General features: G+C 61.9%; 24 protein-coding genes and 2 tRNA genes. 19 read left to right on the plus strand and 7 right to left on the minus strand.

What is annotated here, in order from left to right; translation table 11 throughout:
* Window positions 1–150: 150 nt before the first annotated feature.
* The 4 genes from MMAR10_RS06950 (at window position 151) to pheA (ending at window position 6,219) form a co-directional block, all read left to right on the plus strand.
* Window positions 151–786, plus strand: a complete 636-nt coding sequence (locus tag MMAR10_RS06950; RefSeq protein WP_011643277.1) for an ATP-dependent Clp protease proteolytic subunit — start codon at window positions 151–153, stop codon at window positions 784–786.
* 162 nt (window positions 787–948) lie between these two features.
* A complete protein-coding gene (gene clpX, locus MMAR10_RS06955) occupies window positions 949–2,220 on the plus strand; it encodes an ATP-dependent Clp protease ATP-binding subunit ClpX (RefSeq protein WP_011643278.1) in 1,272 nt (423 codons plus the stop codon).
* A gap of 155 nt (window positions 2,221–2,375) precedes the next feature.
* On the plus strand, window positions 2,376–4,784 hold the full coding sequence (gene lon, locus MMAR10_RS06960) for an endopeptidase La (RefSeq protein WP_011643279.1): 2,409 nt from the start codon (window positions 2,376–2,378) through the stop codon (window positions 4,782–4,784).
* A gap of 280 nt (window positions 4,785–5,064) precedes the next feature.
* Window positions 5,065–6,219: a prephenate dehydratase gene (pheA, locus tag MMAR10_RS06965; RefSeq protein ID WP_011643280.1), complete on the plus strand. Its 1,155-nt coding sequence runs from the start codon at window positions 5,065–5,067 to the stop codon at window positions 6,217–6,219.
* Between the two features lie 59 nt (window positions 6,220–6,278).
* Here pheA and MMAR10_RS06970 read toward each other — a convergent pair whose 3' ends face one another.
* Window positions 6,279–6,542, minus strand: coding sequence for a YiaA/YiaB family inner membrane protein (locus tag MMAR10_RS06970; protein ID WP_011643281.1), 264 nt, complete (start codon window positions 6,540–6,542; stop codon window positions 6,279–6,281).
* A gap of 12 nt (window positions 6,543–6,554) precedes the next feature.
* Window positions 6,555–7,262, minus strand: a complete 708-nt coding sequence (locus tag MMAR10_RS06975; RefSeq protein WP_011643282.1) for a PspA/IM30 family protein — start codon at window positions 7,260–7,262, stop codon at window positions 6,555–6,557.
* Window positions 7,263–7,375: 113 nt separating this feature from the next.
* Here MMAR10_RS06975 and MMAR10_RS06980 point away from each other — a divergent pair, with 113 nt between their 5' ends.
* Both MMAR10_RS06980 and MMAR10_RS06985 read left to right on the plus strand, forming a co-directional pair.
* Complete coding sequence (locus MMAR10_RS06980) at window positions 7,376–8,017, plus strand: TetR/AcrR family transcriptional regulator (protein ID WP_011643283.1); 642 nt, start codon at window positions 7,376–7,378, stop codon at window positions 8,015–8,017.
* A gap of 70 nt (window positions 8,018–8,087) precedes the next feature.
* Window positions 8,088–8,163: transfer RNA gene (locus tag MMAR10_RS06985), tRNA-Val, on the plus strand.
* A gap of 56 nt (window positions 8,164–8,219) precedes the next feature.
* Here MMAR10_RS06985 and bioD read toward each other — a convergent pair.
* Both bioD and bioF read right to left on the minus strand, forming a co-directional pair.
* The gene (gene bioD, locus MMAR10_RS06990) at window positions 8,220–8,885 is read right to left on the minus strand and encodes a dethiobiotin synthase (protein ID WP_011643284.1); all 666 of its coding nucleotides are present in this window, start codon (window positions 8,883–8,885) and stop codon (window positions 8,220–8,222) included.
* Window positions 8,885–10,063 (minus strand): 8-amino-7-oxononanoate synthase, encoded by a 1,179-nt coding sequence (bioF, locus tag MMAR10_RS06995; RefSeq protein ID WP_011643285.1) that lies wholly within the window; start codon window positions 10,061–10,063, stop codon window positions 8,885–8,887. The genes bioD and bioF overlap by 1 nt, the downstream gene beginning before the upstream one ends.
* 64 nt (window positions 10,064–10,127) lie before the next feature.
* Between bioF and MMAR10_RS07000 the strand changes: the two genes are divergently transcribed.
* The 4 genes from MMAR10_RS07000 (at window position 10,128) to MMAR10_RS07015 (ending at window position 12,379) form a co-directional block, all read left to right on the plus strand.
* Window positions 10,128–11,396, plus strand: coding sequence for an adenosylmethionine--8-amino-7-oxononanoate transaminase (locus MMAR10_RS07000; protein ID WP_011643286.1), 1,269 nt, complete (start codon window positions 10,128–10,130; stop codon window positions 11,394–11,396).
* A gap of 57 nt (window positions 11,397–11,453) precedes the next feature.
* Window positions 11,454–11,798 (plus strand): ArsR/SmtB family transcription factor, encoded by a 345-nt coding sequence (locus tag MMAR10_RS07005; protein WP_011643287.1) that lies wholly within the window; start codon window positions 11,454–11,456, stop codon window positions 11,796–11,798.
* Window positions 11,795–12,199 (plus strand): VOC family protein, encoded by a 405-nt coding sequence (locus MMAR10_RS07010; protein WP_011643288.1) that lies wholly within the window; start codon window positions 11,795–11,797, stop codon window positions 12,197–12,199. The genes MMAR10_RS07005 and MMAR10_RS07010 overlap by 4 nt, the downstream gene beginning before the upstream one ends.
* A gap of 103 nt (window positions 12,200–12,302) precedes the next feature.
* Window positions 12,303–12,379: transfer RNA gene (locus tag MMAR10_RS07015), tRNA-Asp, on the plus strand.
* Between the two features lie 88 nt (window positions 12,380–12,467).
* Here MMAR10_RS07015 and MMAR10_RS07020 read toward each other — a convergent pair.
* Window positions 12,468–13,319 carry a metal-dependent hydrolase gene (locus MMAR10_RS07020; protein ID WP_041637398.1) on the minus strand — a complete coding sequence of 284 codons (852 nt, stop codon included), beginning with the start codon at window positions 13,317–13,319 and terminating at the stop codon, window positions 12,468–12,470.
* 354 nt (window positions 13,320–13,673) lie between these two features.
* Between MMAR10_RS07020 and MMAR10_RS07025 the strand changes: the two genes are divergently transcribed.
* The gene (locus tag MMAR10_RS07025; RefSeq protein WP_011643290.1) at window positions 13,674–15,032 is read left to right on the plus strand and encodes a DEAD/DEAH box helicase; all 1,359 of its coding nucleotides are present in this window, start codon (window positions 13,674–13,676) and stop codon (window positions 15,030–15,032) included.
* A 3-nt stretch (window positions 15,033–15,035) separates the two neighbouring features.
* Here MMAR10_RS07025 and MMAR10_RS07030 read toward each other — a convergent pair whose 3' ends face one another.
* Together MMAR10_RS07030 and MMAR10_RS07035 are read right to left on the minus strand one after the other, a co-directional pair.
* Window positions 15,036–16,595 (minus strand): AbgT family transporter, encoded by a 1,560-nt coding sequence (locus MMAR10_RS07030; RefSeq protein WP_011643291.1) that lies wholly within the window; start codon window positions 16,593–16,595, stop codon window positions 15,036–15,038.
* A gap of 93 nt (window positions 16,596–16,688) precedes the next feature.
* Window positions 16,689–17,423, minus strand: coding sequence for a DUF599 domain-containing protein (locus MMAR10_RS07035; RefSeq protein WP_011643292.1), 735 nt, complete (start codon window positions 17,421–17,423; stop codon window positions 16,689–16,691).
* 159 nt (window positions 17,424–17,582) lie between these two features.
* Here MMAR10_RS07035 and MMAR10_RS16135 point away from each other — a divergent pair, with 159 nt between their 5' ends.
* The 8 genes from MMAR10_RS16135 to nuoG all read left to right on the plus strand — a co-directional run bounded on the left by MMAR10_RS16135 (window position 17,583) and on the right by nuoG (window position 25,152).
* Entirely contained in the window at window positions 17,583–18,032 is a 450-nt protein-coding gene (locus MMAR10_RS16135; protein WP_150099730.1) for a hypothetical protein, read from the plus strand.
* A gap of 259 nt (window positions 18,033–18,291) precedes the next feature.
* Window positions 18,292–18,660, plus strand: coding sequence for an NADH-quinone oxidoreductase subunit A (locus MMAR10_RS07045; protein ID WP_011643294.1), 369 nt, complete (start codon window positions 18,292–18,294; stop codon window positions 18,658–18,660).
* Between the two features lie 6 nt (window positions 18,661–18,666).
* Window positions 18,667–19,233 carry a NuoB/complex I 20 kDa subunit family protein gene (locus MMAR10_RS07050; RefSeq protein WP_011643295.1) on the plus strand — a complete coding sequence of 189 codons (567 nt, stop codon included), beginning with the start codon at window positions 18,667–18,669 and terminating at the stop codon, window positions 19,231–19,233.
* 13 nt (window positions 19,234–19,246) lie between these two features.
* On the plus strand, window positions 19,247–19,849 hold the full coding sequence (locus tag MMAR10_RS07055) for an NADH-quinone oxidoreductase subunit C (RefSeq protein ID WP_011643296.1): 603 nt from the start codon (window positions 19,247–19,249) through the stop codon (window positions 19,847–19,849).
* A 3-nt stretch (window positions 19,850–19,852) separates the two neighbouring features.
* Window positions 19,853–21,061, plus strand: coding sequence for an NADH-quinone oxidoreductase subunit D (locus MMAR10_RS07060; protein ID WP_011643297.1), 1,209 nt, complete (start codon window positions 19,853–19,855; stop codon window positions 21,059–21,061).
* Window positions 21,058–21,723 carry an NADH-quinone oxidoreductase subunit NuoE gene (gene nuoE, locus MMAR10_RS07065; protein ID WP_011643298.1) on the plus strand — a complete coding sequence of 222 codons (666 nt, stop codon included), beginning with the start codon at window positions 21,058–21,060 and terminating at the stop codon, window positions 21,721–21,723. Before MMAR10_RS07060 ends, nuoE begins: the two co-directional genes overlap by 4 nt.
* A 3-nt stretch (window positions 21,724–21,726) precedes the next feature.
* On the plus strand, window positions 21,727–23,040 hold the full coding sequence (gene nuoF / locus MMAR10_RS07070; protein ID WP_011643299.1) for an NADH-quinone oxidoreductase subunit NuoF: 1,314 nt from the start codon (window positions 21,727–21,729) through the stop codon (window positions 23,038–23,040).
* A 12-nt stretch (window positions 23,041–23,052) separates the two neighbouring features.
* Window positions 23,053–25,152 carry an NADH-quinone oxidoreductase subunit NuoG gene (gene nuoG, locus MMAR10_RS07075; protein WP_011643300.1) on the plus strand — a complete coding sequence of 700 codons (2,100 nt, stop codon included), beginning with the start codon at window positions 23,053–23,055 and terminating at the stop codon, window positions 25,150–25,152.
* Window positions 25,153–25,154 lie beyond the last annotated feature (2 nt).

Genomic DNA, 25,154 nt, shown 5'->3' on the forward strand with positions numbered 1-25,154 from the left:
CAGAAGCGCCGGCGCTTTTCATTTCAGGACGAATTGGCAGAGATCGCTGCAGCGCGCGCCTTGCCTGAAACTTCGACGCCCGCGATAGTTCCCTGTCCCGTCTGATGAGAATCGGCCCGATCCTGGTGCCGTCACCCCAAGGAGCGCGATATGCATGATCCCCAGGACGTAATGATGAATCTGGTTCCGATCGTCGTCGAGCAGACGAGCCGCGGCGAGCGCTCATTCGACATTTATTCGCGGCTCCTGAAGGAGCGCATCATTTTCATCACTGGTCCGATCGAGGACCACATGGCGAGCCTGATCATCGCCCAGCTTCTCTTCCTCGAGTCCGAGAACCCGAAAAAAGAGATCTCGATGTATATCAACTCGCCGGGTGGCGTGGTCTCCGCCGGCCTCGGTATCTACGATACGATGCAGTATATCCGCTCGCCGGTGTCGACGATGTGCCTGGGCATGGCCGCCTCGATGGGCTCGCTCCTGCTGACGGCCGGTGAAAAGGACATGCGCTTTGCGGCGCCGAACGCGCGCATCATGGTGCACCAGCCTTCGGGTGGCTTCCGCGGTCAGGCATCGGACATTGAGCGTCATGCGGCCGATATCCAGAAAATCAAGCGGCGCCTGAATGAAATCTATGTGCACCACACCGGTCGCACCTATGACGAGATTGAAAGCGCACTCGACCGCGATAACTTCATGTCGGCGCAGGAAGGCTTGGAATTCGGCCTGGTCGACAAGGTTATCGAGCGTCGCGCCGAGGACGAGAAGGAAGGTTCTGACAGCTAGCGATGATTCTGGATGCAGGCTTGGTGCTTGATCGCAACTGCATCCATGTGATCGAATACGCAGCGGCAGAAACCTTTCGCTAAAGTTCGGCCTTGATTTTGCACGAGGCTGAAAGCGAAAGCAGGTATCATAACGATGCTTGCGGGTTGAAATGGAGCGGTCATGAGTAAGACGACGGGCGGAGACAGCGAGTCGAAGAACACCCTCTACTGCTCTTTTTGCGGAAAGAGCCAGCATGAGGTTCGCAAACTGATCGCCGGCCCCACGGTGTTCATCTGTGATGAATGCGTCGAGCTCTGCATGGATATCATCCGCGAGGAAAACAAATCCTCGCTGGTCAAATCCAAGGAAGGCGTTCCGTCTCCGCAGGAGATTTTCAACGTCCTCAATGATTATGTGATCGGCCAGGCGCATGCCAAGCGCGTGCTCGCCGTGGCGGTCCACAATCACTACAAGCGGCTCAACCATGCATCGCAGAATTCCGACGTGGAGCTCGCCAAGTCCAACATCCTGCTGATCGGACCGACCGGTTGCGGCAAGACGCTGCTTGCGCAGACGCTGGCCCGCATCCTCGATGTGCCGTTCACGATGGCGGATGCCACGACGCTGACCGAAGCCGGTTATGTCGGCGAGGATGTCGAGAACATCGTTCTGAAGTTGCTCCAGGCCGCCGATTACAATGTCGAGCGGGCCCAGCGCGGCATTGTCTATATCGATGAAATCGACAAGATTTCGCGCAAGTCGGACAATCCCTCCATCACCCGCGACGTGTCGGGCGAGGGTGTCCAGCAGGCGCTTTTGAAGATCATGGAAGGCACGGTTGCCTCTGTGCCGCCTCAGGGTGGTCGCAAACATCCGCAGCAGGAATTCCTGCAGGTGGACACGACCAATATCCTGTTTGTCGTCGGCGGTGCCTTTGCCGGTCTCGACAAGGTCATTTCCCAGCGCGGCCAGGGGTCCTCGATCGGGTTTGGCGCCGATGTGCGTGAGCCGGATGCCCGTCGCACCGGTGAGATCCTGCGCGAAGTCGAGCCGGACGATCTGCTGCGCTTCGGCCTGATCCCGGAATTCGTGGGTCGTCTGCCGGTCATTGCGACCCTTGAAGACCTTGATATCGGCGCCCTGGTCCAGATTCTGACCGAGCCGAAAAACGCTCTGGTCAAGCAGTATCAGCGACTGTTCGAGATGGAAGGCGTCGGCCTGACCTTCACCGAAGATGCGCTCAAGGCGATCGCCAATCGCGCCATTGCCCGCAAGACCGGTGCCCGCGGCCTGCGCTCGATCATGGAGGGCATTCTGCTCGAAACCATGTTCGATCTGCCAAGTCTGGAAGGCGTGGAAGAGATCGTCGTCAATGGCGAAGTGGTTGATGGCAATGCCAAACCGCTGTCCATCTATGCAGAGCGCAAGGACGACAAGCGGGAGGGCGCTTGACCTTTCGAGGTCGCATCGCCACCTCCTGTAGCAAGCCGGATCTCCGGGCCTCACGTTCGACGTGACGGTCCGGTGAGCCGTTCAGTCACGAATTGTAGGCCAACGCTGTAACAGGTCTGCCCGCGCTCCCCCGAGTGAGCGCGCTTGGAGAAAACATGTCCACGACGAAGACCCTTCCCCTTCTTCCCCTGCGCGACATCGTCGTCTTTCCGCACATGATCGTGCCGCTCTTCGTGGGCCGCGACAAATCGGTCAAGGCTCTGGAAGAGGTGATGAAGGCTGACAAGCAGATCCTGCTGGCCACCCAGCGTACTGCGTCCGACGACGAGCCCGGTGCCGACGCCATCCACAAGACCGGTGTGATCGCATCTGTCCTGCAATTGCTCAAACTGCCTGACGGTACGGTCAAAGTCCTGGTCGAGGGTGGTGTTCGCGTCGAGATCAGCGCCTTCACCGAGCGCAGCGACTATTACGAAGCCGTGTGCGACGTCCTTGATGAGGATCCCGGTGACGTTTCGGAGCTGGAAGCGCTGATGCGGACCGTCTCGGCCAAGTTCGATGACTACGTGAAGCTGAACAAGAAGGTTCCGCCGGAAGCGCTGGCGTCTTTGTCGCAGATCCGCGAACCGGGCAAGCTGTCGGACAGCATTGCCGCCCACCTCGCCGTCAAGATCGAGGAAAAACAGTCACTGCTGGAAGAGCCGGACGTCAATCGCCGGCTCGAGCGCATCCTTGGCATGATGGAAGGCGAGATCGGCGTTCTTCAGGTCGAGAAGAAAATCCGTTCGCGCGTCAAGCGCCAGATGGAAAAGACCCAGCGCGAATATTATCTCAACGAGCAGATGAAGGCGATCCAGCGCGAGCTGGGTGAGGGCGATGACAGCCGCGAGGAGCTGGCCGAGCTGGAAGAAAAGCTGGCCGAGGCCAAGCTTTCCAAGGAAGCCCGCACCAAGGCCGATGCCGAGTTCAAGAAGCTCCGCAATATGAGCCCGATGTCGGCGGAGGCCACCGTTGTTCGCAATTATCTCGACTGGATCCTGTCGGTCCCGTGGGGCAAGCGCAAACGCCTGAAGAACGATCTGGAGCGCGCTGAAGGCGTGCTCGAGACGGATCATTATGGCCTCGACAAGGTCAAGGAGCGTATCCTCGAGCACCTCGCCGTCCAGGCGCGGACGAAAAAGCTGAAGGGACCGATCCTGTGCCTCGTTGGCCCGCCGGGCGTCGGCAAGACCTCGCTTGGCCGCTCGATCGCCAAGGCCACGGGACGCGATTTCGTACGCATGTCCCTGGGCGGGGTGCGTGACGAGGCCGAAATCCGGGGCCATCGCCGCACTTATATCGGCTCCATGCCGGGCCGGATCATCCAGTCGATGAAGAAGGTGAATTCGTCCAATCCGCTCTTCCTGCTCGACGAGATCGACAAGCTGGGTGCCGATTATCGCGGCGATCCCGCTTCGGCCCTGCTTGAAGTGCTCGATCCGGAACAGAACGCCAATTTCAACGATCATTATCTGGAGGTCGATTACGACCTGTCAGACATCATGTTCGTGACCACGGCCAACACGCTCAACCTGCCGCAGCCCCTGCTGGACCGGATGGAGATCATCCGTATCGCTGGCTACACCGAGGATGAGAAGGTCGAGATCGCCCGGCGCCACCTGATTCCCAAGCAGATGAAGAACCATGCGCTCAAGGAGAGCGAATGGTCTCTGACAGAAGACGGCCTGCGCGATCTGATCCGCTATTACACCCGCGAAGCCGGTGTCCGTAGCCTCGAGCGTGAGATCGCCAATCTGGCCCGCAAATCCGTCGTTCAGATCGAACGCGGCAAGGCCAGCTCGATCACGGTTTCAGGCGATAATCTTGGTGAGTTTGCCGGCGTCCGGAAATTCCGGTTCGGTGAGACCGAGGACCATGACCAGGTCGGCATTGTTACCGGTCTGGCCTGGACTGAAGTCGGCGGCGACCTGCTCACCATTGAAGCCGTCCGCATGCCGGGCCGTGGCAAGATGATGGTAACCGGCAATCTGCGCGACGTGATGAAGGAGTCGATCTCGGCGGCCAATTCCTTTGTCCAGTCGCGGGCCCCGTCACTGGGTATCAAGCCGACCATTTTCCGGGCCGCAGACATTCACGTCCACATGCCGGAAGGCGCGACTCCCAAGGATGGACCGTCCGCCGGCGTTGGCATGATGACTGCGATCGTCTCGGTCCTGACCGGCATACCGGTCCGCAAGGATATCGCCATGACCGGCGAGATCACCCTGCGCGGTCGTGTCCTGCCGATCGGCGGGCTGAAGGAGAAGCTGCTGGCGGCCCTTCGTGGCGGTGTGAAGACCGTGCTCATTCCCAAGGACAATGAAAAGGACCTCGCCGAGATCCCGGACAATGTCAAAGAGGGCATGGAGATCATTCCGGTCGAGACCGCTGATGAAGTCCTGATGCGGGCGCTGGTTGAACCGGTCGAGCCGGTCGAATGGACCGAGGCTGACGAGGCGGCTCTGGCAGCGATTGCCTCACAGCCGGGTGGTGATGGCGGAGCCGGACAGGCGATTGCGCACTAGCATCTGAAACTGGTTTCATTTGAAACAATATTGGCCGGAGGCGTCGTCTCCGGCCATTTTTGTGCGCAAATCCGGCCCCGAAGCGCAGAAAGTGGATTGACCGTGCAGTCGGGGGCGGCCAATCTCCGTTTCATGAGCAATGCGACGTACTTTTTTGCGGCCTATTTTGACAACGCAACCCGGGTGGGGGCGGTGGCCGGCTAGATTGTGCGACAGCGCAACGAAACCAGGGCCTCCCCCACGGGGAGGCCCTTTTCTTTTGTCTGAAGGGATTACACACATGGCAACGGACATGACGCGGGATGAAATCCGCTCGGCTATCAGCGATATCGATAAGGAATTGATCGATGCCATCGCCCGTCGCTCCGGACTGGTGGAAGAAATCCTCAAGGCCAAGGCGCGGACCGGCAGTCCGGTCAGGGACCGGGAGCGCGAGCGCGACGTGCTCCGGGCCGCCGTCCAGCAGGGCAGCGAGAAAGGCGTTCCGGCTGAACTGGTCGAGACGCTGTTTCATGCGCTGTTCGAGGCGTCGGTCCGCCGTCAGCGCCAGCAATTCGACTCCATGCGCAATGACGAGCTCAATGAGGCCACGGTCGCCTATCTGGGCGGTCCCGGCAGCTACAGCCACATTGCCGCGCAAAAGGTCTTCCAGCGTCGCAATGCGACGGTGGTGCCATCGCCGAAACGGGACTTTGTCTCGATTTTCCGTGCGGTCGAGAATGCCGAAGTCGATTATGGCGTGATCCCGATCGAGAACACCACGACCGGGTCGATCAACGAGGTCTACGACATCTTGATCAATTCCCACACGCAGATCATTGGTGAGTTCCTGCTGCGGGTCGATCATTGCCTGGTCGGTCGGGCGAGCGGGCAGGGGCGCGTGCGCCGTGTGTTCGGCCATCCTCAGGCGCTGGCCCAGTGCCGGCGCTATATCAGCTCGCATCCGGAGCTTGAAACCCACATGGCGGCCTCGACCACGCGCGCGCTGGAGCGGCTGTTGGAGGACGATGATACGGCGGTGGCCGTCGCCGGCGAGGATGCGGCCCGCCTGTTCGGCATGGATATTCTGGAGCGCAATGTCGGTGACCACGAGCAGAATATCACGCGGTTCATCGTCATCGGACGCAAGTCCAAACTCCCGACGCGCGAGGTCGAGTGCAAGACGTCGATGATGTTCACCACACGCGACACGCCGGGATCGCTGGTCAATGCGTTGATCGGTTTCCGTGATAACGGGATCAATCTGGTGAAGCTGGAATCGCGGCCGATTGCCGGCAATCCCTGGGAAGAAATGTTCATCATGGATGTCGAAGGGCATCTGGAGGACAGCAAGATCCGCGAGTCCATGTCGGTGCTTGAGGAGCATACCCGCGAGATCAAACTGCTCGGCTGTTATGCAATGGACGCCATCGACAAGGTGTCGGTCGCCGAATGACCGTCTCGCCCGTCCCTGTCAGCTGACGGCGCCCGCGCGGGACGGGCGCCGTTTGCCGGTCAGGCCTTGGTGACATAGTCCTCCAGTATCTTCTCGTGTTTGGCGCGTTCCAGCTTGGACGAGAACTGGTCGTTGATGCGCTGCTCCTGCAGCGTCTTGACCAGCGTGATGAGTGAACCTGTCAGGAACAGGATCCCCATTCCGACATAGCCTTTGGTCGACAGGTCGACCGGCATCAGCATCAGTGACAGGCCCAGCATGGCGTAGGCCACGGCAACACAGGCATAGTTGAAACTGATCCAGAGTTTTGATTGTCCCAGCATGTCCTGTCCTCCCTAGGCCGGATGCGCGGCTGGTTGTTCGGTGTCGGTTCCGGCCCTGATCCGCTTGAGGATGTCATCCCCGCGTGCCTTTACTGCGGCGCCGAACCCCTGAACGGCCATGCGGTCGACCAGGTCATCGCCGGACAGGTCCGCATTGATGTCGTCGAGGATATCGGCGAAATCGCCAGTGTTCGGGGCGGCGAGTGCCCGTTTGAGCACGGCCTCGCCCTCCATGAGGGCGCCGAGGCCGCCAAGGCTGCCCTGGAGGGCCGTCCCGCCGCGGCGTTCATCCTCCAGCGCCCGGGCCGTTATGAGGCCCTGTCTGAGATCGGTCAGCCGGCGCTCGGTCTTTTCCAGCAGCAGGCGCAATCGTCGTGCGCCGGCCCGTGTCCGAGCGAGGGCATCAGCGCGGGCCGCGTGTTCATTGTCCAGATCGGCGAGGGCATTGGCGCCATCACCGGCCAGCTCCTCCATCCCGGCCTTGAGGGCATCACGCGTGCGGTTTTCCATGTCCTGGCGTCTCGCAGCGAGAGCCTTCAGCGCGGTGTCCTCCTGGCGCTCGCGAAGGATGAGGCCGGCCAGGGAGCGCTTGGCGGTATCGTGGCCCTGTTCGGCCTCCCGTATCTTCTGTTCGATGAGCAGGGCGGCGTTCTCGGTTTCCAACTTTTGCCGGCTGGATTCAGACCGGGCCCTGAACAATGCAACCAGTGTCGTGAACATGTCATTCTCCTTTGTGAACAATGTTCATTTAATTAGGCTAGGCGGGAATCCCATTCACGCAAGGCGAATAATGAACATTGTTCGGCGGGCCTCGCCGGAGTATCAGATGGGTTATGACAGATGTTCAGGACAAACTTCGGCCACGAGGCCGTCCGGCCCTGGCTCCGGAAACCCGCGAGCAGGCGCTCGCCGCCGCCGGAGCCTTGCTGGCGGAGCAGGGCTTGAACGGCATGAAGGCCCGGACCATCGCGGAACGGGCCGGTCTCAGCGTCGGGTCGATCTACAAGCTGTTCGGCGATATCGATGATTTGATTCGCGAACTCAACATGATCACCTATCGCGATTTCGCCGAGCATCACCGTCAGGCGCTGGAGCGGGCCGCCCTCGATCCGTCCGAGGTGCACGGCCGGGTCATGGTGTTGGCAAGAGCCTATGTGGATTTTGTAACCGCCGAGAATGCGCGTTGGCGGGCCTTGTTGGCGTTCAATCGACGCCAGGGCGGTTCTGCGCCACAATACTATACGGATTACGAGGACCAGCTTTTCAGGCTGGTGATCGACGTTCTCGAGGCGGCGCCCGGACTTGAGGATGCCGCCTTGCGGGAGACATCCGCGCGGGCGCTCTGGGCGGCTGTCCACGGCATTATCGGCATCGTGCTGCCCAATGCCAGTTATGACGATCCGGTCGCCACCGCGATGAACCAGATCGAGATGGTGGTGGGTGCTTATATTCGCGACGCTGCACAGCGACGCTGAGCCGGGCTTGCGCCATCGGGGTCGAACGCATTACAAGCGCCTCCTGCCCATCCGACGGGCACCGGTATCCGGGCGGTTAGCTCAGCTGGGAGAGCATCTCGTTTACACCGAGAGGGTCGGGGGTTCGAGCCCCTCACCGCCCACCATACCCAAGCCGTGAGGCCTGCGCCGCAAAGGCGCGGACCCGCGGGCAACCATGTTTCTAGTCGAGCAGGGTTTCTGCTGCGCGTTCGAACAGGTCGAGCAGCGCTTCGGGTGCGGCCGGGTCGAAGACACGGATATCAGCGCGCGGTGCGAAACGGCTGATTGTACGGGCGGTCTCGGCGATCGGCGTGTCGCTTTCGGGGTGGTCATTCAGGATCACGCTGCAGCGCCCATCGAGCACACGCAGTGCCGTCAAGGTGTGCGAAATCGTCCCCAGATAGCTGCCGGCGACCAGGACCGGATGGGCATCGAGTTCCCGGATCAGGTCGAGATTGAGTCCGTCAGAGGCGATCGGTGACATCACACCACCGGCGCCCTCGATCACGGTCGGCATGTCGCGACTGATATGGTCCAGACACCAGCTGACGATCTTGTCGAGCGCCAGCTCGCGCCGTTCCTTGCGCGCCGCCAGGTCGGGTGAGAGCGGCGCCCGGAAGCGCCAGGGCGACACGGCCTGTACGCCTTCCCCGGTCAGGGCGTCCTCATTGGCCCGCATAAGGCGGATTGTATCGGTTTCGTTCAACGCTGACGGATCAAAGCCGGAAATGACCGGCTTGAGCACCCGCATCGACCGGCCGCTGGCCCGCCAGGCGCGGATGATCTCGCACAATACATGGGTCTTGCCGATATCCGTTCCGGTGCCGGTGAAAAACAGGGGTCTCATTACTCGGCAGCCTCGGCGGTTTGCAGGATCGATTTCAAGGTGGTGGCAAGGCGGTCGATATCGGCCTCGCTGTGCGCGGCATTGAAAGTGATACGCAGTCGGGCCGTGCGGCGGGGCACAGTGGGGGGGCGAATCGCGGTGACCAGGAAGCCGGCGTCCTCCAGCTCGGCCGAGGCTGAGAGGGCAGCCGATTCGTCGCCGATGATGATCGGTACGATCGGTGAGTTGGGCTCAGCCAGGCCGAGCGTCCGGCAGAAGCGGCGGGCCAGGTCCATCGGTCGCTCGCGTAAAGCGGAGTCCTGTTCGATCAGGTCAAGCGCCGCCAGCGCGGCTCCGATACTGGCGGGCGGCAGGGCGGTGGTGAAGACGAGCGGCCGGGCGCGGGTGCGTAGCAGATCGCAGACATCACGGGACGCGCACACATAGCCCCCATAGCTTCCCAGGGCCTTCGACAGCGTCCCCATCTGCAAGGGCGGAACCACCGATGGCTGAAAAGCGTGGGTGCTGCCGTGGCCGCCACCGATCACCCCGATACCGTGCGCATCATCAATCAGGGTCCAAGCGTCGTGTGTTTGAGCCAGCGCCATCATGTCGGGCAAGGGTGCGAGATCGCCATCCATGGAGAAAACGCCGTCGGTCAGGATCATGGCGTGACGATGGACGGGCCTCAGCGTCTTCAGCATCGCCTCGAGAGCCGCCATGTCATTGTGCGGAAAGACTTCGACACGGGCGCCGGATAGCCGGGCCCCGGCGTGCAGGCAGGCATGGGCGAGCGTATCGACGAAGATGATGTCGCCACTGCCGACCAGGGCGGGTGTTATCGCCAGATTGGCCAGATAGCCCGATCCGAACACCAGACAGTCCTCTGTCCCCTTGAAGGCTGCCAGGCGGGCTTCCAGTTCAAACAATAGCGGATGACCACCGGTCACCAGACGGGAGGCACCGGAACCGGCACCGAATTGCCGGGCTGCCGCGGCTGCCGCTTCAATCACGGCGGGGTGCTGGCTGAGGCCGAGATAGTCATTGGAACAGGCGTTGACGAGCTGGCGACCGTCGCGTTCGACAAGGGCACCGCCCAGCGGGCGGGTTTCACGGGTCCGGCGACGCAGATTGCGCCGGTCGAGCCCGGCCAGCTTGTTGGCTGCGAACCGCTCGAGGGAAGCACTGGCAGATGTCATACAAAGCCTGTCGCACAGAATTGTGGCCTGCTAAAGCCTCCACATGTTTCGGGATGCAGACAAGATGAATTTCGACCCCGCTGATCATGCCCTTTGGCGTCCCTACGCCCAGATGAAAACCACACCGCCCGCCCTTCCGGTCCTCAGTGCGGAAGGTGTCCGTCTGACACTTGCCGACGGCCGCGAGTTGATCGACGGGGTCTCGTCCTGGTGGACGGTCTGCCACGGCTACCGCCATCCGCACATCATCAACGCGGTCAAGCGCCAGCTTGATGCCGTGCCGCATGTGATGCTGGGCGGGCTTACCCATGACCCGGCCGAGTGCCTGGCCCGCCGCCTGGCGGCAATCGCGCCGGGTGATCTCAACCACGCCTTCTTCAGCGAGTCGGGCTCGGTCTCGGTCGAGATCGCGATGAAGGTCGCGGTCCAGTCCTTCATCAATCGGGGCTTGCGTGGGCGCACCCGCTTCCTGGCCTTTCGCGGCGGCTATCATGGTGACACGCTGGCGACCATGTCGGTCTGTGACCCCGAAGAAGGCATGCATACGATGTTTGCCGGGGCGATTGCCAGGCAGCTGATCGCGGACCTGCCAACCGATGCCGACCGTATCGACAGTCTCGACGCGCTGGTGTCTGACCATATCGACACGCTGGCCGGTGTGGTGGTCGAGCCCCTGGTCCAGGGCGCTGGCGGCATGCGTTTCCATGACGCCGCTACGCTGCAAGCCTTGCGCGATCTGTGTGACCGTCACGGCCTGCCGCTGATCTTCGACGAGATCATGACCGGTTTCGGCCGGCTGGGGACGATGTTCGCTGCCGAGAAGGCGGGGGTCACGCCCGATATCATGACGGTCTCAAAGGCGCTGACCGGCGGCACACTGCCACTGGCGGCAACGCTGGTTTCCACCCGTCTGTTCGAATTGTTCTGGGATGAAGATCCCGGCAAGGCGCTGATGCACGGCCCGACCTATATGGGCAATCCGGCTGCCTGCGCGGCGGCCAATGCCTCGTTGGACCTGTTCGAGCACGAACCGCGCCTGGCGCAGGTCCATGCCATCGAGGCGATGTTTGCCGCCCTCTTGCCGACAGCGCGGGACTTTCCCGGCGTTGTGGATGTGCGCTGGCAGGGCGCGATCGGGGTGATCGAGATGGCCAGCCTGCCCGAACTGGATGTGCTGAAGGCCTGTTTCGTTGATGCCGGGGTGTGGGTGCGCCCATTCAACAACATCATCTATCTCATGCCGCCCTATGTGATCAGTGCTGAGGATCTGACCGTTCTGATCGATACCACTTTGCGGGTCACTGAAGGGTGGGCGCGGCGGCATTTCTCCTAGGGCGAAAATTTTGAGAGCGGGACTTGCGATCGCTGATTATTTCATTATATTGGAATAATGGAAAAGACAGCTGCCATCACCGCGCTCGCCGCACTCGCCCATGAAGCCCGCCTGGATGTTTTCCGTCTGCTCGTCACGGCGGCATCGCCGTGTGAAGGCGAGGGCGGATTGACCCCCGGTGCAATGGCCAAGGCGTTGGGTTTGCCGGCGCCGACCTTGTCTTTCCACCTGAAGGAATTGTCGCGTGCCGGCCTGGTCCGGCACCAGAGGCGCGGACGCTCGCTGATCTACACGCCGTGTATTTCTGCTCTGCAGGCTCTCGCCGGATTCCTTCTCGACGATTGTTGCAAAGGGGCGCCAGCAAGTGCTGTCGCCGGGAAAGCCAAGGAAACCGGTTCATGAAACGTCTCCATGTCAGCTTCAATGTGCGCGACCTTGACGCGTCCATTCAGTTTTATACCCAGCTCTTCGGATGCCAGCCCACGCTTGTCCGGGATCAGTATGCGAAATGGTTGCTCGACGACCCGCGCATGAATTTCGTGCTCGAGGCGGGAGAGGGCGAGCCCGGGTTCAGCCATGCCGGACTGCAGTCCGAAACCCCGGGAGAATTGCATGAGGTGTTCGCGCGGATGAAATCTGCAGAAGCCCCCTATCTGCCGGAAGGCGTGACGACTTGCTGCTACCACAAATCGGAGAAGAGCTGGACGTCTGACCCTGATGGCGTGATGTGGGAAGCGTTTCACACGCAACATCAAACGGAAGAGCGCGGCGCGGCGCCGCAATTTGTGCTGCAGCCGGGCTGACTGCAATCGATCTGCGTTCGGCCTGCAAAGCGTGCTGAAACCCGCTTGACCGGGCCGCGCTCTGCCCATAAACAACGCACCTCGCTGCGGCGAGACGCCTTATGCGGGTGTAGCTCAGTTGGTTAGAGCGCCGGCCTGTCACGCCGGAGGTCGCGGGTTCGAGTCCCGTCACTCGCGCCATTTCTTTCACGTTGGAAGAGATGGCCAGACGCCAAAACGGCCGCCCTTCGGGGCGGCCGTTTGCGTTTGGACTGTCCTTGGAACCGGTCTATTCGGCGGCGACCGGCTCGGCCAGATCGTAGAGCGACTCGACGTCGGCGATCAGATTGCGGTCATCAACCTGCCAGGGGTGAAAGCCGGGTTGGAAATAGGCCAGCCAGGGCAGGGCCACCCGTCGTACGACACCGGGGCGACCCCAGAGATAGCCGGCGAGGCCCAGGCGGGCCCTCAAACCGGTGATTCCGTCCTGTGCGAGCAGGTTGAGGGCGTCGGTCCAGCGCTTGAGCATGAAATCCTTCGAGACCCGGGCAAACACGGCACAGCGGATGCCCCAGCGCTTGAGCGGCGACACATCCCGCATGACATGGGCATAGGTGTCGTAGGCAACACTCTTGTGCTCGATCTCCTCGATCGCGTGCCACAGCCACATGCGTTGCGATTCGCGATCCGTGCCCGCGTATAGCTTCAGATCCTTCAGGGCGAGATGGGCGAAAATCGCGGTGAAATGTTCCAGAGAGACCGTGATGCTCAGCTGGGCAACAGGATGGCCCTCCCGCGCCTCGGCGAGGCTGTCCTCGACCCGTTTCAGGGCGGTGCTGACATCATAACCGGCCTCGATGACGCGTTGGTTGAAGCTGTTGTGTTCGCGGGTGTGGAAGGCTTCCTGGCGGACGAAATCCTTTATCTGTGCGGCGAGGGCGGGCGGGACGTCCTTTTGGAAGCGCCTGACGCTTTCGATGAAGAAGGTCTCGCCAGCCGGGAAAGTGATCGACAGGGCATTGTGCCAGGCACTCGCATAGGGATCGCCGCCAAGCCACCATCGTGGCCGGTGCGGATCGTCGGTGAACTTGCGGTTCCGGGGCGTGATTTCCAGATCGTCGGGTGTGGCGGTCCGGGCCATGTCGTGCTCCATGCTGTGGACCCCAATCGGCGGGGTGAACAGTGTTTACCGTCCCCCGATGCCGGAGCTGTGTCAATTCCGGCTTTTTGCTGCAAGCGCGAAACAATTTGCCAATGGCGGCGAAACATGGGACACGCAGCTCACGATCCGCCGTGTGTAGGCAGCGAGTAGCTGCGAACGGTGGTCGTTGGCGAGACAGTCAGCCGTTTGACGGCCCGTATTGATCATTGCCACCCAGGCGCCAGGTCCGGCGCCAGTCACTGGCAGCTGATCTACGCAAGCTTCCGCAACAAGAACCCCGAGGATCGCGCCGCGCGGCTGTCTGCGCCCGGTCCATGAGAAAGATTTTGATTTTTGACCCAGTTTTCTGATCTCGGCCTGGCCGAGCCCATTCTGCGCGCTTTGAACGATGAGGGTTATGAGACCCCGACCCCGATCCAGCGCGAAGTCATCCCGGCGATGATTGAAGGCCGTGACATAGTCGGCATTGCGCAAACCGGCACCGGAAAGACCGCATCCTTCGTGCTGCCGATCCTCAATCGCCTGATCGAGGAGAACCGGCCCACCCATCCGAAAACCTGCCGGGCGCTGATCCTGTCGCCAACCCGCGAGCTGTCAGCCCAGATTCTCGAGAATGTTCGCGGCTATAGCCGTCATATGCGGGTATCCTCGACCCTGGTCGTGGGCGGCGTGAAGCCCGGGCCGCAAATCCGTGCCCTGTCGAAGGGCGTCGACGTCCTGGTCGCCACTCCGGGACGCCTGCTCGACCTGATGCAGTCCGGCGCCGTCAAGCTGAGCGAGACGAAAATCCTGATCCTGGACGAAGCCGACCAGATGCTGGATCTCGGCTTCTTCCCGGCTATCCGCAAGATTGTCAGCTTCCTGCCGAACAAGCGCCAGACGGCCCTGCTGTCGGCGACCATGCCCAAGCCGATCCGCGCCCTGGCGCAGGAAATGCTGGACGACCCCAAGGAAGTCTCGGTCGCGCCGGCCTCACGTCCGATCGAGCGTATCGAGCAATCAGTGGTGCTCCTGCCCAAGGAGTCCAAGAAGGACCTCCTGCTGGAGCTGATGTCGGATCGCGCCGTCGAGCGTGCCATCGTCTTTTCGCGGACCAAGCATGGCGCCGACAAGATCAACCGGCACCTGGTCGATTATGGTCTCAAGTCTGCTGCCATTCATGGCAACAAGTCGCAGGCCCAGCGGATCAAGGCGCTGGACGGTTTCAAGACCGGTGCGGTCAAGATCCTCGTCGCGACTGACATCGCGGCGCGCGGTATCGATGTCGACAATGTTTCCCACGTCGTCAATCACGACCTGCCCAACTTGCCGGAATCCTATGTCCACCGAATTGGTCGGACGGCACGGGCCGGCAAGTCCGGCGTCGCGGTCTCGATGTGTGAGCCGGGGGAGTATGAATATCTGCGCGATATCGAGCGCCTGACCGGGCTCGATATCGATCGGGTCTTCGTCGGTGACGAAGCGAAATTCCTCGCCGAGGCCAAGAATGCCACGCCGGCCGCGTCGCAGAAGAAGCAACAGCGCCCGGCCCGCAAGAAGCCCTTCACGGCCGGTCGCGCCCGGCCGCAGGGACAGGGTAATGGCGGCAGCCGCGGTGGCGGCCAGGGTGGTGGCCAAGGCGGTGGTCAGGGCGGCGGATCCAAACGTCCCCGCCGCCGCAATAACCGCTCCGGCGCTCGTTCGCCGGCCTGACGATTATCGTCGACCATCTGCCCCGGCTTCGGCCGGGGCGGACGCGGCTGCCGGCACCTCATAGGTGAAGCTGGCACCATTGGGCCCCAACGGCAGGTCCAGTGCGAACCAGACGAAGATCATGGTCAACGACGAGACCAGGATTGCCATCGAATAGGGCAGCATCACTGCAATCAGGCTGCCCAGGCCGAACTCCGGCACATAGCGCTGGCAGAAAATCAGGATCAGCGGCAGATAGGGCATCAATGGCGTAATGATATTCGTCGCCTGGTCGCCCATGCGGTAGGCCAGCGTCGAACCCTCCGGGGAAATACCCAACAGCATCAGCATCGGCACGAAGACCGGTGCCAGAAGCGCCCATTTCGCTGACGCCGAACCCATGAACAGGTTCAGGACGGCGACCAGAATCACCATGCCGATTATCAGCAGCGGAGCCGGCAGGTTGAGCGATTGCAGTCCGCCTGCACCGGAAATAGCGATGACCGTGTCCATCTCGGAGGCACCGAACAGCATGATGAAATGCGCCATCGCGAAGGCGAGAATGATGTAGCCGCCCATGTCGGCCATTGAACGTGTGCCAAGCTGGACAACATCCTTGTCCGACTTCACCGAACCAACCGCGATACCGTAGATCGTGCCGGACACCAGGAAGGCGATCATCAGGATAGCAACGATGGAGCGATAGAAGGGGGCGAGGTCTCCGTTCGGATCACGCAGAATGCCGTCAACCGGAACAGCCATGAACAGGACAATGATCGTGATGGCGAGGAGGGAGAGACCGGCCCAGAGCAGGCCTTTCCGCTCGTTGGCGCTGAGGCTGCCATTACCCTCTGGTTCCGCGAAGTCGGCCGGGCGCACCCAGGTGCCCAGGCGGGGCTCGACGATACGGTCATTGACCAGCGTGCCGACTATCACCAGCAAGGGAGTGAGGGCGATGGTGAAATAGTAATTGTCGAGCATGCCGACGGTCGCGCCGGGCTCGATTGTCTGGGCGGCGACTTCGGTGATCCCGAACAGGAGCGGTTCAAGCGAGGTGACGACCAGGTTGGCCGAGAAACCGGCGGAGACACCGGCGAAGACAGCGGCGATACCCGCGATCGGGTGGCGGCCGGCAGCGGCGAAGACCACGGCGCCCAACGGGACCATGACGATATAGCCGGAATCGACGGCCAGATTGCCCATCACGCCGGCGAAGACGAGAACCGGGGTTAGGAGGTAGGAGGGCGCACCCGAGACCATGACCCGCAGACCGGCAGACAGGAGCCCGGTTTTCTCGGCGATCCCGGCTCCGATCATGACCACCAGGACCATGCCCAGCGGGGCAAAGCCGGTCAGGACGCCTGGCATCCCGACGAGCAGATTCTGCAATTGTGCACCGGTCAGGAGATTGACGACGGCGATATCGTCACCACTGACCGGATTGGTCACGGCTACGTCCAGTGCCGCCAGGCCGAAGGAAGCGCCCATCACCACAGCGATCAGGATCAGAAAGATCGTCACCGGGTCCGGCAGTTTGTTGCCGGCCTTCTCGACCGAATTGAGTATGGCTGATCCGATGCTCATGTGCTGTCTCCCCGAATACAAGGCCGGGAGTTTGAGCGCATTCGACCGGTGGGCGCAATGCCTGTGCGGACTACACGATCGGGTCGAGCGGAATCAGGTCCGGTTCGCGCTGTCGTCGGCCGCGGGCATCTCCACCCCATCCATGGCGTCCTCACCGGCGGCCAGCGCTGCGAGGGCGGGCGAGAAGAACTGGCGCGAGGCCAGCAGGCCGACGACTATCAGAGTCCCGCCGATCTGGGCCGCCGGTCCGGCGATCCAGGCGAGATAGCCGATGGAGAGGAATAGTGCCCGCAGGCCGCGATTGAACTGGCGGCCTGCCACCACATTCATGGCGCCGGCCCGATAGGCGCCGCGCAGCGCCTCGGCCGTCGCCTCGGTGTCGCGCTGGACGTCCGGTGTCGCGCCCAGCAGCATTGCCGAATAATTGACCAGCCGGTAGGCCCAGCCGAATTTGAAGAAGGCGTAGGCATAGATCACCAGCAGGCCCAGCGTCATCACCTCCCACTGGATCCGTGAGGAGGTGTCGAGGAAAGGCACATCCCCGACCGCGGCCATGACCGGGTCGAGTGCGGTGATCAGGGTGAAGGCGGCGCCGATGCCCAGCAGTGCGGTCGAGGCAAAGAAGGCGATCCCGTTCTGCAGCCCGGCGATGATCTGGCTGTCCATGATCCGCACCGAGCGGGCCGCCATGTGCATCATCCATTGCTTGCGATGGACATCCATCCGGCGCGACAGCGTGTGCTTGGCCAAGGGGCTGTGATCGACGAGCCAGGAAAACCCGGCCGCGATCAGTGCGAAACCGATGACACCATAATAATTGTCCAGCATTGCACAGCTCCCGGCGTCCACAACGCCATGCAGCCATGAGTTCTGCAGCGCTTCAAGCCGCAATTGTGCCGGTCGGTGACTTCCGTCGTCCCGGTCCGGGGGACAACCGTCGTGCCAGTCCCGCTATCGTGCTTAGTTGGCCGTGCAAGAATGGCCAGCATGAACCGCCTGTCCGCCCAACTCCGTCGATCGCTCTGGTATCTGCGAGCGACCTGGCCGCCGCTCGTTCTGGCCGCGACCTGCCTGCTGGCGTCGCTGTTGCACGCGTCGGTCTGGTGGGGTGTTGCCTGCGCGACCGGCGCGCTTGTCCTCGTCATCGACAGCCTGGCCCGTCATCGCGAGTTTCGTGCCTTGCGGCATTCTGTCCGGGCGGCGTGCGGTCTGACCGGGGAGGCTCTGGCCCGTTTCCGGGCCGCCCGGTCGACCTGGTGTTCGCGCCGCGCGGCGATCGCTGCCGCCCAGGCGGAGGGTTTCGGTCTCGATGCCAGGGCCTTGGTCACCGGCTGGGGGTACAAGCCCTGGCACGTGTTTCCGGATCGCGCCTTCTCACTCAACTCGCCCTTCCTGCGCCTGGCTTTCTGGCAATCCGTGCTGGGATTCAAGCGCTAGGCATTGCCGGCCTGGTCTGTCGCTGCGCATTCCAGTTGAAAACCATTCGCAACTAGGTTTGATTATCCCCGGATCGCGTGACAAGGAACTGATGTCAGACGGTCTTTAGCCCTTGCTCCGAGCGTCCACGCGCTCTAGCTTCCGCGCCAAATCGGGCAGGGGGCCTGATTGGCGTTGGCGATTCGCTTTCGGCGTGTCTTGCCAGCCAATCCGCAGCCTCCCATACCCTACCGGACGCTCTTCTTGGCGAGGCCTGGCGATGGATGCATTGCTTCTTGAATACCTGCCCATCCTGATCTTTTTCGCGATTGCCGCGGTGATCGGTATTGGTTTCATGGTGGCGGCCTTCGTCATTGCCCCGTCGCGTCCCGATCCGGAAAAAGTGTCGACCTATGAGTGCGGGTTCAACGCCTTTGACGACGCGCGGATGAAGTTCGACGTGCGATTCTATCTCGTCGCCATCCTCTTCATCATCTTCGACCTCGAAGTCGCCTTCCTCTTTCCCTGGGCGGTGACGCTTCGCGAGCATCTTGGCCAGTTCGAGTTCTGGTCGATGATGGTCTTCCTCACTGTCCTCACCATCGGCTTCGTCTACGAGCTGAAAAAAGGCGCGCTGGATTGGGAGTAGTCCACAATGGCATCTGATCTCACACCTCATGCCGGCATGGCCGGACGCGCGACCGTCCCGGGCTATGACCCCAAGAAGCACGACCCGTTCTTCGACGGTGTCAGCGATGCGCTGGCCGACAAGGGATTCGTGGTTGCGGCTGCCGATGATCTTGTCACCTGGGCCCGCACCGGCTCCCTGATGTGGATGACCTTTGGTCTGGCCTGCTGCGCCGTTGAAATGATGCAGGCCTCGATGCCGCGTTATGATGTCGAGCGCTTCGGTTTTGCGCCGCGGGCCTCCCCGCGCCAGTCCGACGTGATGATCGTCGCCGGCACATTGACCAACAAGATGGCTCCGGCCCTGCGCAAGGTCTACGACCAGATGCCCGAGCCGCGCTACGTCATCTCGATGGGCTCATGCGCCAATGGCGGCGGCTATTATCACTACTCATACTCGGTCGTGCGTGGCTGCGACCGCATCGTTCCGGTGGATATCTATGTCCCGGGCTGCCCGCCGACCGCGGAAGCCCTGGTCTATGGCATTTTGCAATTGCAAAAGAAGATCCGCCGCGAAGGCTCGATTGAGCGCTAGGAGAGAACGGCAAATGAGCGAAGCCCTCAAGGTTCTCGGCGAGCATATTGCCAACGCCCAGGATGCGGCCGTCACCGGCTGGTCGATCGCCAATGGCGAGCTGACGGTGGAAATCCATCGCGACCGGATCGAGACTGTGCTGACCTGGCTGCGCGATGATCCGGCCTGCCGTTTCACCACGCTGATCGATATTTGCGGCGTCGACTACCCGCAGCGCGCCGAGCGCTTCGAGGTCGTCTATCACCTGCTCTCCATGCACCAGAATCACCGCATCCGCGTGAAGCTGTCGACGGATGAGGAAGCACCGGTCCCGACCGTGATTCCGGTCTACCCGGTCGCTGACTGGTTCGAGCGCGAAGCCTTCGACATGTATGGCATCGTCTTCGCCGATCATCCGGACCTGCGCCGCCTGCTGACCGATTACGGTTTCGAGGGCTATCCGCTGCGCAAGGACTTCCCGCTCACCGGCTATGTCGAAGTGCGCTGGGACGAGGAAGAAAAGCGCGTCGTCTACGAGCCGGTCGAGCTGGTCCAGGAATATCGCGACTTTGATTTCATGAGCCCGTGGGAAGGTGCCAAATACATCCTCCCGGGCGATGAGAAGGCGGAGGGTTAGACGATGGCTGACGACATGACCCAGGCCACCGAGGCCCCGCGCAATTTCACCATCAATTTCGGCCCGCAACACCCGGCTGCGCACGGCGTGCTGCGCCTGGTGCTGGAGCTGGATGGCGAGGTTGTCGAGCGCGTTGATCCGCATATCGGCCTTCTGCACCGCGGTACCGAGAAGCTTCTCGAGCACAAGACCTATCTCCAGGGCATCGGTTATTTCGACCGTCTCGACTATGTCGCGCCGATGAACCAGGAGCACGCCTTCTGCATGGCCGCCGAAAAGCTCGCCGGCATCACCGTGCCCAAGCGCGGCGAATATGTCCGCGTGCTCTATTGCGAGATTGGCCGGGTGCTCAACCACCTCTTGAACGTGACCACCCAGGCCATGGATGTCGGCGCGCTGACGCCGCCGCTCTGGGGTTTTGAAGAGCGCGAAAAACTGATGGTCTTCTATGAGCGCGCTTCCGGTTCGCGCATGCACGCGCATTATTTCCGGCCGGGCGGGGTCCATCAGGACCTGCCGATGAAGCTGGTCGAGGACATCCGTGCCTGGTGTGACCAATTCCCGGCCAAGCTGGACGATATCGACAGCCTTTTGACCGAAAACCGCATCTTCAAGCAGCGCAATGTCGATATCGGCGTTGTGACCAAGGAAGACGTGCTGGCCTGGGGTTTCTCCGGCGTCATGGTGCGAGGTTCTGGCCTGGCCTGGGATTTGCGCCGTTCGCAGCCCTATTCGGTCTATGACGAGCTCAAATTCGACATTCCGGTCGGCAAGAATGGCGATTGCTATGATCGTTACCTCTGCCGCATGGAAGAGATGCGCGAGAGCGTGAAGATCATGATCCAGTGCTGCGACTGGCTCATGAAGGACGAGAATGCGGGCGAGGTGCTGGCCACTGACTCGAAATTCTCGCCGCCGCGCCGGGCCGAGATGAAGCGCTCGATGGAAGCGCTGATCCAGCACTTCAAACTCTATACCGAGGGTGTCCATGTCGAAGAGGGCGAGACCTATGTCGCCGTCGAGGCGCCCAAGGGCGAATTCGGCGTCTACCTGGTCTCGGACGGCTCAAACAAGCCCTACCGCCTGAAGATCCGCGCACCGGGCTTCGCCCACCTCGCGGCGATGGATTACATGAGCAAGGGCCACATGCTGGCCGACGTGTCAGCGATCATCGGCTCGCTGGATGTCGTGTTCGGGGAGATCGACCGATGAGCGTTCGTCGTCTCGCAAAAGAGCAGCCGGAGAGCTTTGCCTTCAACAAGAAGAGCGAAGCCGAGATCAAGTTCTGGCTGGCCAAATATCCCGAGGCCAAGAAGGCATCGGCGGTCATTCCCATGCTGTGGATTGCGCAGAAGCAGGAAGGCTGGGTCTCAGAGCCCGCCATTCGCGACATCGCGGGCCGGCTGGAGATGCCCTATATCCGCGTCTACGAAGTCGCGACCTTCTACACCATGTTCAATCTCGAGCCGGTCGGGACACACCTGATCCAGGTCTGCGGTACCACGCCCTGCATGTTGCGGGGTTCGGGCGAGCTGATCGATGTGTGCAAGAAGCGCATCGGCAAGCAGCACGAGATTTCCGCCGACGGCAAGTTTACCTGGATCGAAGTCGAATGCATGGGCGCCTGCGCCAATGCCCCGATGATCCAGCTCGCCAACCCCGACGGCGACCATTACGTCGAGGATCTCGACGGGGCGAAACTGGAAGCCCTCATGGACGACCTCGCCGCCGGCAAACAGATCAAGTACGGCCCGCAATCGGAGCGCAATGCTTCCGAGCCGCATGGCACCAAGGTGCTCACCGACCCGTCGCTCTATGACGGTTCGCGCGCCAAGAAAATCAAGCTGCCGAATACCGGCAAGGCGGAGGGCTGAACCATGGCGACGCAACTCCTCCAGGACAAAGACCGCATCTTCACCAACCTGTTCGGGCATCACAGCCCGGATCTGGAAGGCGCCAAGCAGCGCGGCTGCTGGAATGGCACCACCGAGATCCTTCAGCAGGGTCGTGACTGGATCATCGAGAACATGAAGGCCTCCGGCCTGCGTGGTCGTGGCGGCGCCGGTTTCCCGACCGGTCTGAAATGGTCCTTCATGCCAAAGGAAGTGGGCGCCCGCCCGCATTATCTCGTCGTCAATGCCGACGAATCCGAGCCGGGCACCTGCAAGGATCGCGAGATCATGCGGCATGATCCGCACCTTCTCATCGAAGGTTGCCTGATCGCCTCATTCTCCATGCAGGCCCATGCCTGCTACATCTATCTGCGCGGTGAATATGTCACCGAGCGTCTGGCCATGGAAAAGGCCGTCAAGGAGGCCTATGAGGCCAAGCTGATCGGCGATGACAACATTCATGGCTGGCCCTTCCACGTCTATATCCATCACGGCGCCGGTGCCTATATCTGCGGCGAAGAGACGGCCCTGCTGGAAAGCCTGGAAGGCAAGAAGGGGCAACCGCGCCTCAAGCCGCCATTCCCGGCCAATGCCGGCCTTTATGGCTGCCCGACCACGGTCAACAACGTCGAATCGATCGCCGTTGCCGGCACCATTTTGCGCCGCGGCGCCGAATGGTTCGCCAGCTTTGGCCGCGAGCGCAATGTCGGCACCAAGATCTTCTCGATCTCCGGCCATGTGAACAATCCGTGCAATGTCGAAGAAGCCATGTCGATCCCGATGAAAACCCTCATCGAGACGCATGCCGGCGGCGTGCGCGGCGGTTGGGATAATCTCAAAGCCGTCATTCCGGGCGGCTCCTCGGTCTCGCTCCTGCCGAAAGACATTTGCGACGACGTGCTGATGGATTTCGACGCGCTCTCCGCGCACAAGTCGGGTCTGGGCACGGCTGCCGTCATCGTCATGGACAAGTCCACCGACGTGGTGAAGGCGATTGCCCGCATCTCCTACTTCTACCGCCATGAAAGCTGCGGGCAGTGCACGCCGTGCCGCGAAGGCACCGGCTGGATGTGGCGCGTCTTGACCCGCATGTCGCGCGGCGAGTCGACGATTGAAGAGATCGACATGCTGCTGGACGTCGCCGGTCAGGTCGAAGGTCACACGATCTGCGCCCTGGGTGACGCGGCCGCCTGGCCGGTCCAGGGCCTGATCCGCCATTTCCGGTCCGAAATCGAGGACCGCATCAATAATTACCGCGCTGGCAAGCCTGTCTTTGTCAGCCAGGTCGCGGCCGAGTAGGGGCATCATCCGATGAGCGAAGATCTCCGCAAAATCATTATCGACGGCGAGGAAATCGAGGTTCCGAATTCCTATACGCTGTTGCAGGCCGCTGAAGCGGCTGGCCGGGAAATCCCGCGCTTTTGCTATCATGAGCGCCTCTCGGTCGCCGGCAATTGCCGGATGTGCCTGGTCGAGCTCGTTGGTGCGCCCAAGCCGGCTGCGTCTTGCGCGATGAATGTGCGTGACATGCGCGGCGGGCCGAATGGCGAGCCGCCGGCGATGAATACGCTGTCTCCGCTGGTCAAGAAGGCCCGCGAAGGCGTGATGGAATTCCTCTTGATCAACCACCCGCTCGATTGCCCGATCTGTGACCAGGGCGGTGAGTGCGACCTGCAGGACCAGTCGCTGGTCTATGGCCGCACCGGCTCGCGTTTTCCGGAAAACAAGCGCGCCGTCGAAGACAAGGAAATGGGTCCGATCATCGCGACCGAGATGACGCGCTGCATCCAGTGCACGCGCTGCGTCCGTTTCGTGACCGAGGTCGCCGGCTCGCCCGAGATCGGCATGATCGGTCGCGGCGAGGATGCCGAGATCACCACCTATCTGGAAAGCGCCGTGACGTCGGAGCTTTCCGGCAATGTCATCGATCTCTGCCCGGTCGGCGCGCTGACTTCCAAGCCTTACGCCTTCAACGCCCGTCCCTGGGAGCTGAAGAAGACCGAGACCATTGATGTGATGGATGCGCTCGGCTCGAATATTCGTGTTGATGCGCGCGGCTCCGCCGTGCTGCGCATCCTGCCGCGCGTCCATGAGGGCGTGAATGAGGAATGGATTTCCGACAAGACGCGCTACGCTTGGGAAGGCCTTGGCCGTCAGCGTCTCGACAAGGCTTATGTCCGCGAGAACGGCAAGCTGCGTCCGGCCGACTGGCCTGAAGCGCTGACCATCGCGGCTGAAAAGCTGGGTGGTGACGCCTCCAAGATCGGCATGATTGCCGGTGATCTCTGCTCGGCTGAAGAAATGAAAGCCGCCAAGGATCTCGCCGACGCGCTCGGCGTGGTCTCGACCGATTGCCGCCAGGATGGCGCGAAAGTCGGCGCCAAGGACGGGAACGGCGCGCGTGAGGATTATCTCTTCAACGCGACCATTGCCGGGATCGAGGAGGCCGATGCCATCCTCATCATCGGGTCGAATCCGCGAAAGGAAGCGGCCATCCTCAATGCCCGCATCCGCAAGACCTGGCTGCATAATGACACAAAGGTCGGGCTGATCGGCGAAGCTGTTGATCTGACCTATCCCTATGAGCATGTCGGCACGTCTGCCGATATTCTCGCCGGCCTCAAGAAAAAGCGCTCCGGCTTCATCAAGACCCTCAAGGATGCCAAGCGTCCGCTCATCCTGGTCGGTTCCGGCGCCCTGACCCGCGCCGATGGCGCCCAGGTGCTGCGCGCCGCCGGTGAACTCGCCGATGCGGTAGGGGCTGTCAGCGCCGAATGGAATGGTCTCTCGATCCTGCACACGGCGGCCAGCCGTGTTGCCGGTCTCGATCTCGGCTTTGTGCCGGGCGAGGGTGGTCATGATGTGGCCGGCATGCAGTCTGCCGCACTCGACACGGTTGTCCTGATGGGCGCTGACGAGCTGGACATGGACCAGTTCGGCGACGCCTTCGTGATCTATGTCGGCAGCCATGGTGATGCCGGTGCCCACCGCGCCGATCTCATCCTGCCAAGCGCCGCCTGGACCGAGCAGGACGGACTGTTCGCCAACACCGAAGGCCGGGTACAGCTGGGCTATCGTGCGACCTTCCCGAAGGGCGATGCGAAAGAGGGTTGGGCGATCTTCCGGGCCCTGTCCGAGCGTCTGGGCAAGACGCTGCCCTATAACAATCTCACCGAATTGCGCCACAAACTGTTCGAGGATGTTCCCGTGCTGGCGGGAATCGATCACGCACCGGGTGCAAGTGAGGGATATGACGCCAAGGCCGCCGGTGCTGCCGGTGACGTCGAGGCAACTGATTTCGTGCCGGCGGTGCGGAATTTCTACTTCACCAACCCGATCGTCCGGGCCTCCAAGACGCTGGCGGAATGTTCCGCCCTGGCGTCCGGTCCGGCCCAGATGGCTGCGGAGTAAGC

Source organism: Maricaulis maris MCS10 (assembly GCF_000014745.1).
Lineage (GTDB): Bacteria > Pseudomonadota > Alphaproteobacteria > Caulobacterales > Maricaulaceae > Maricaulis > Maricaulis maris_A.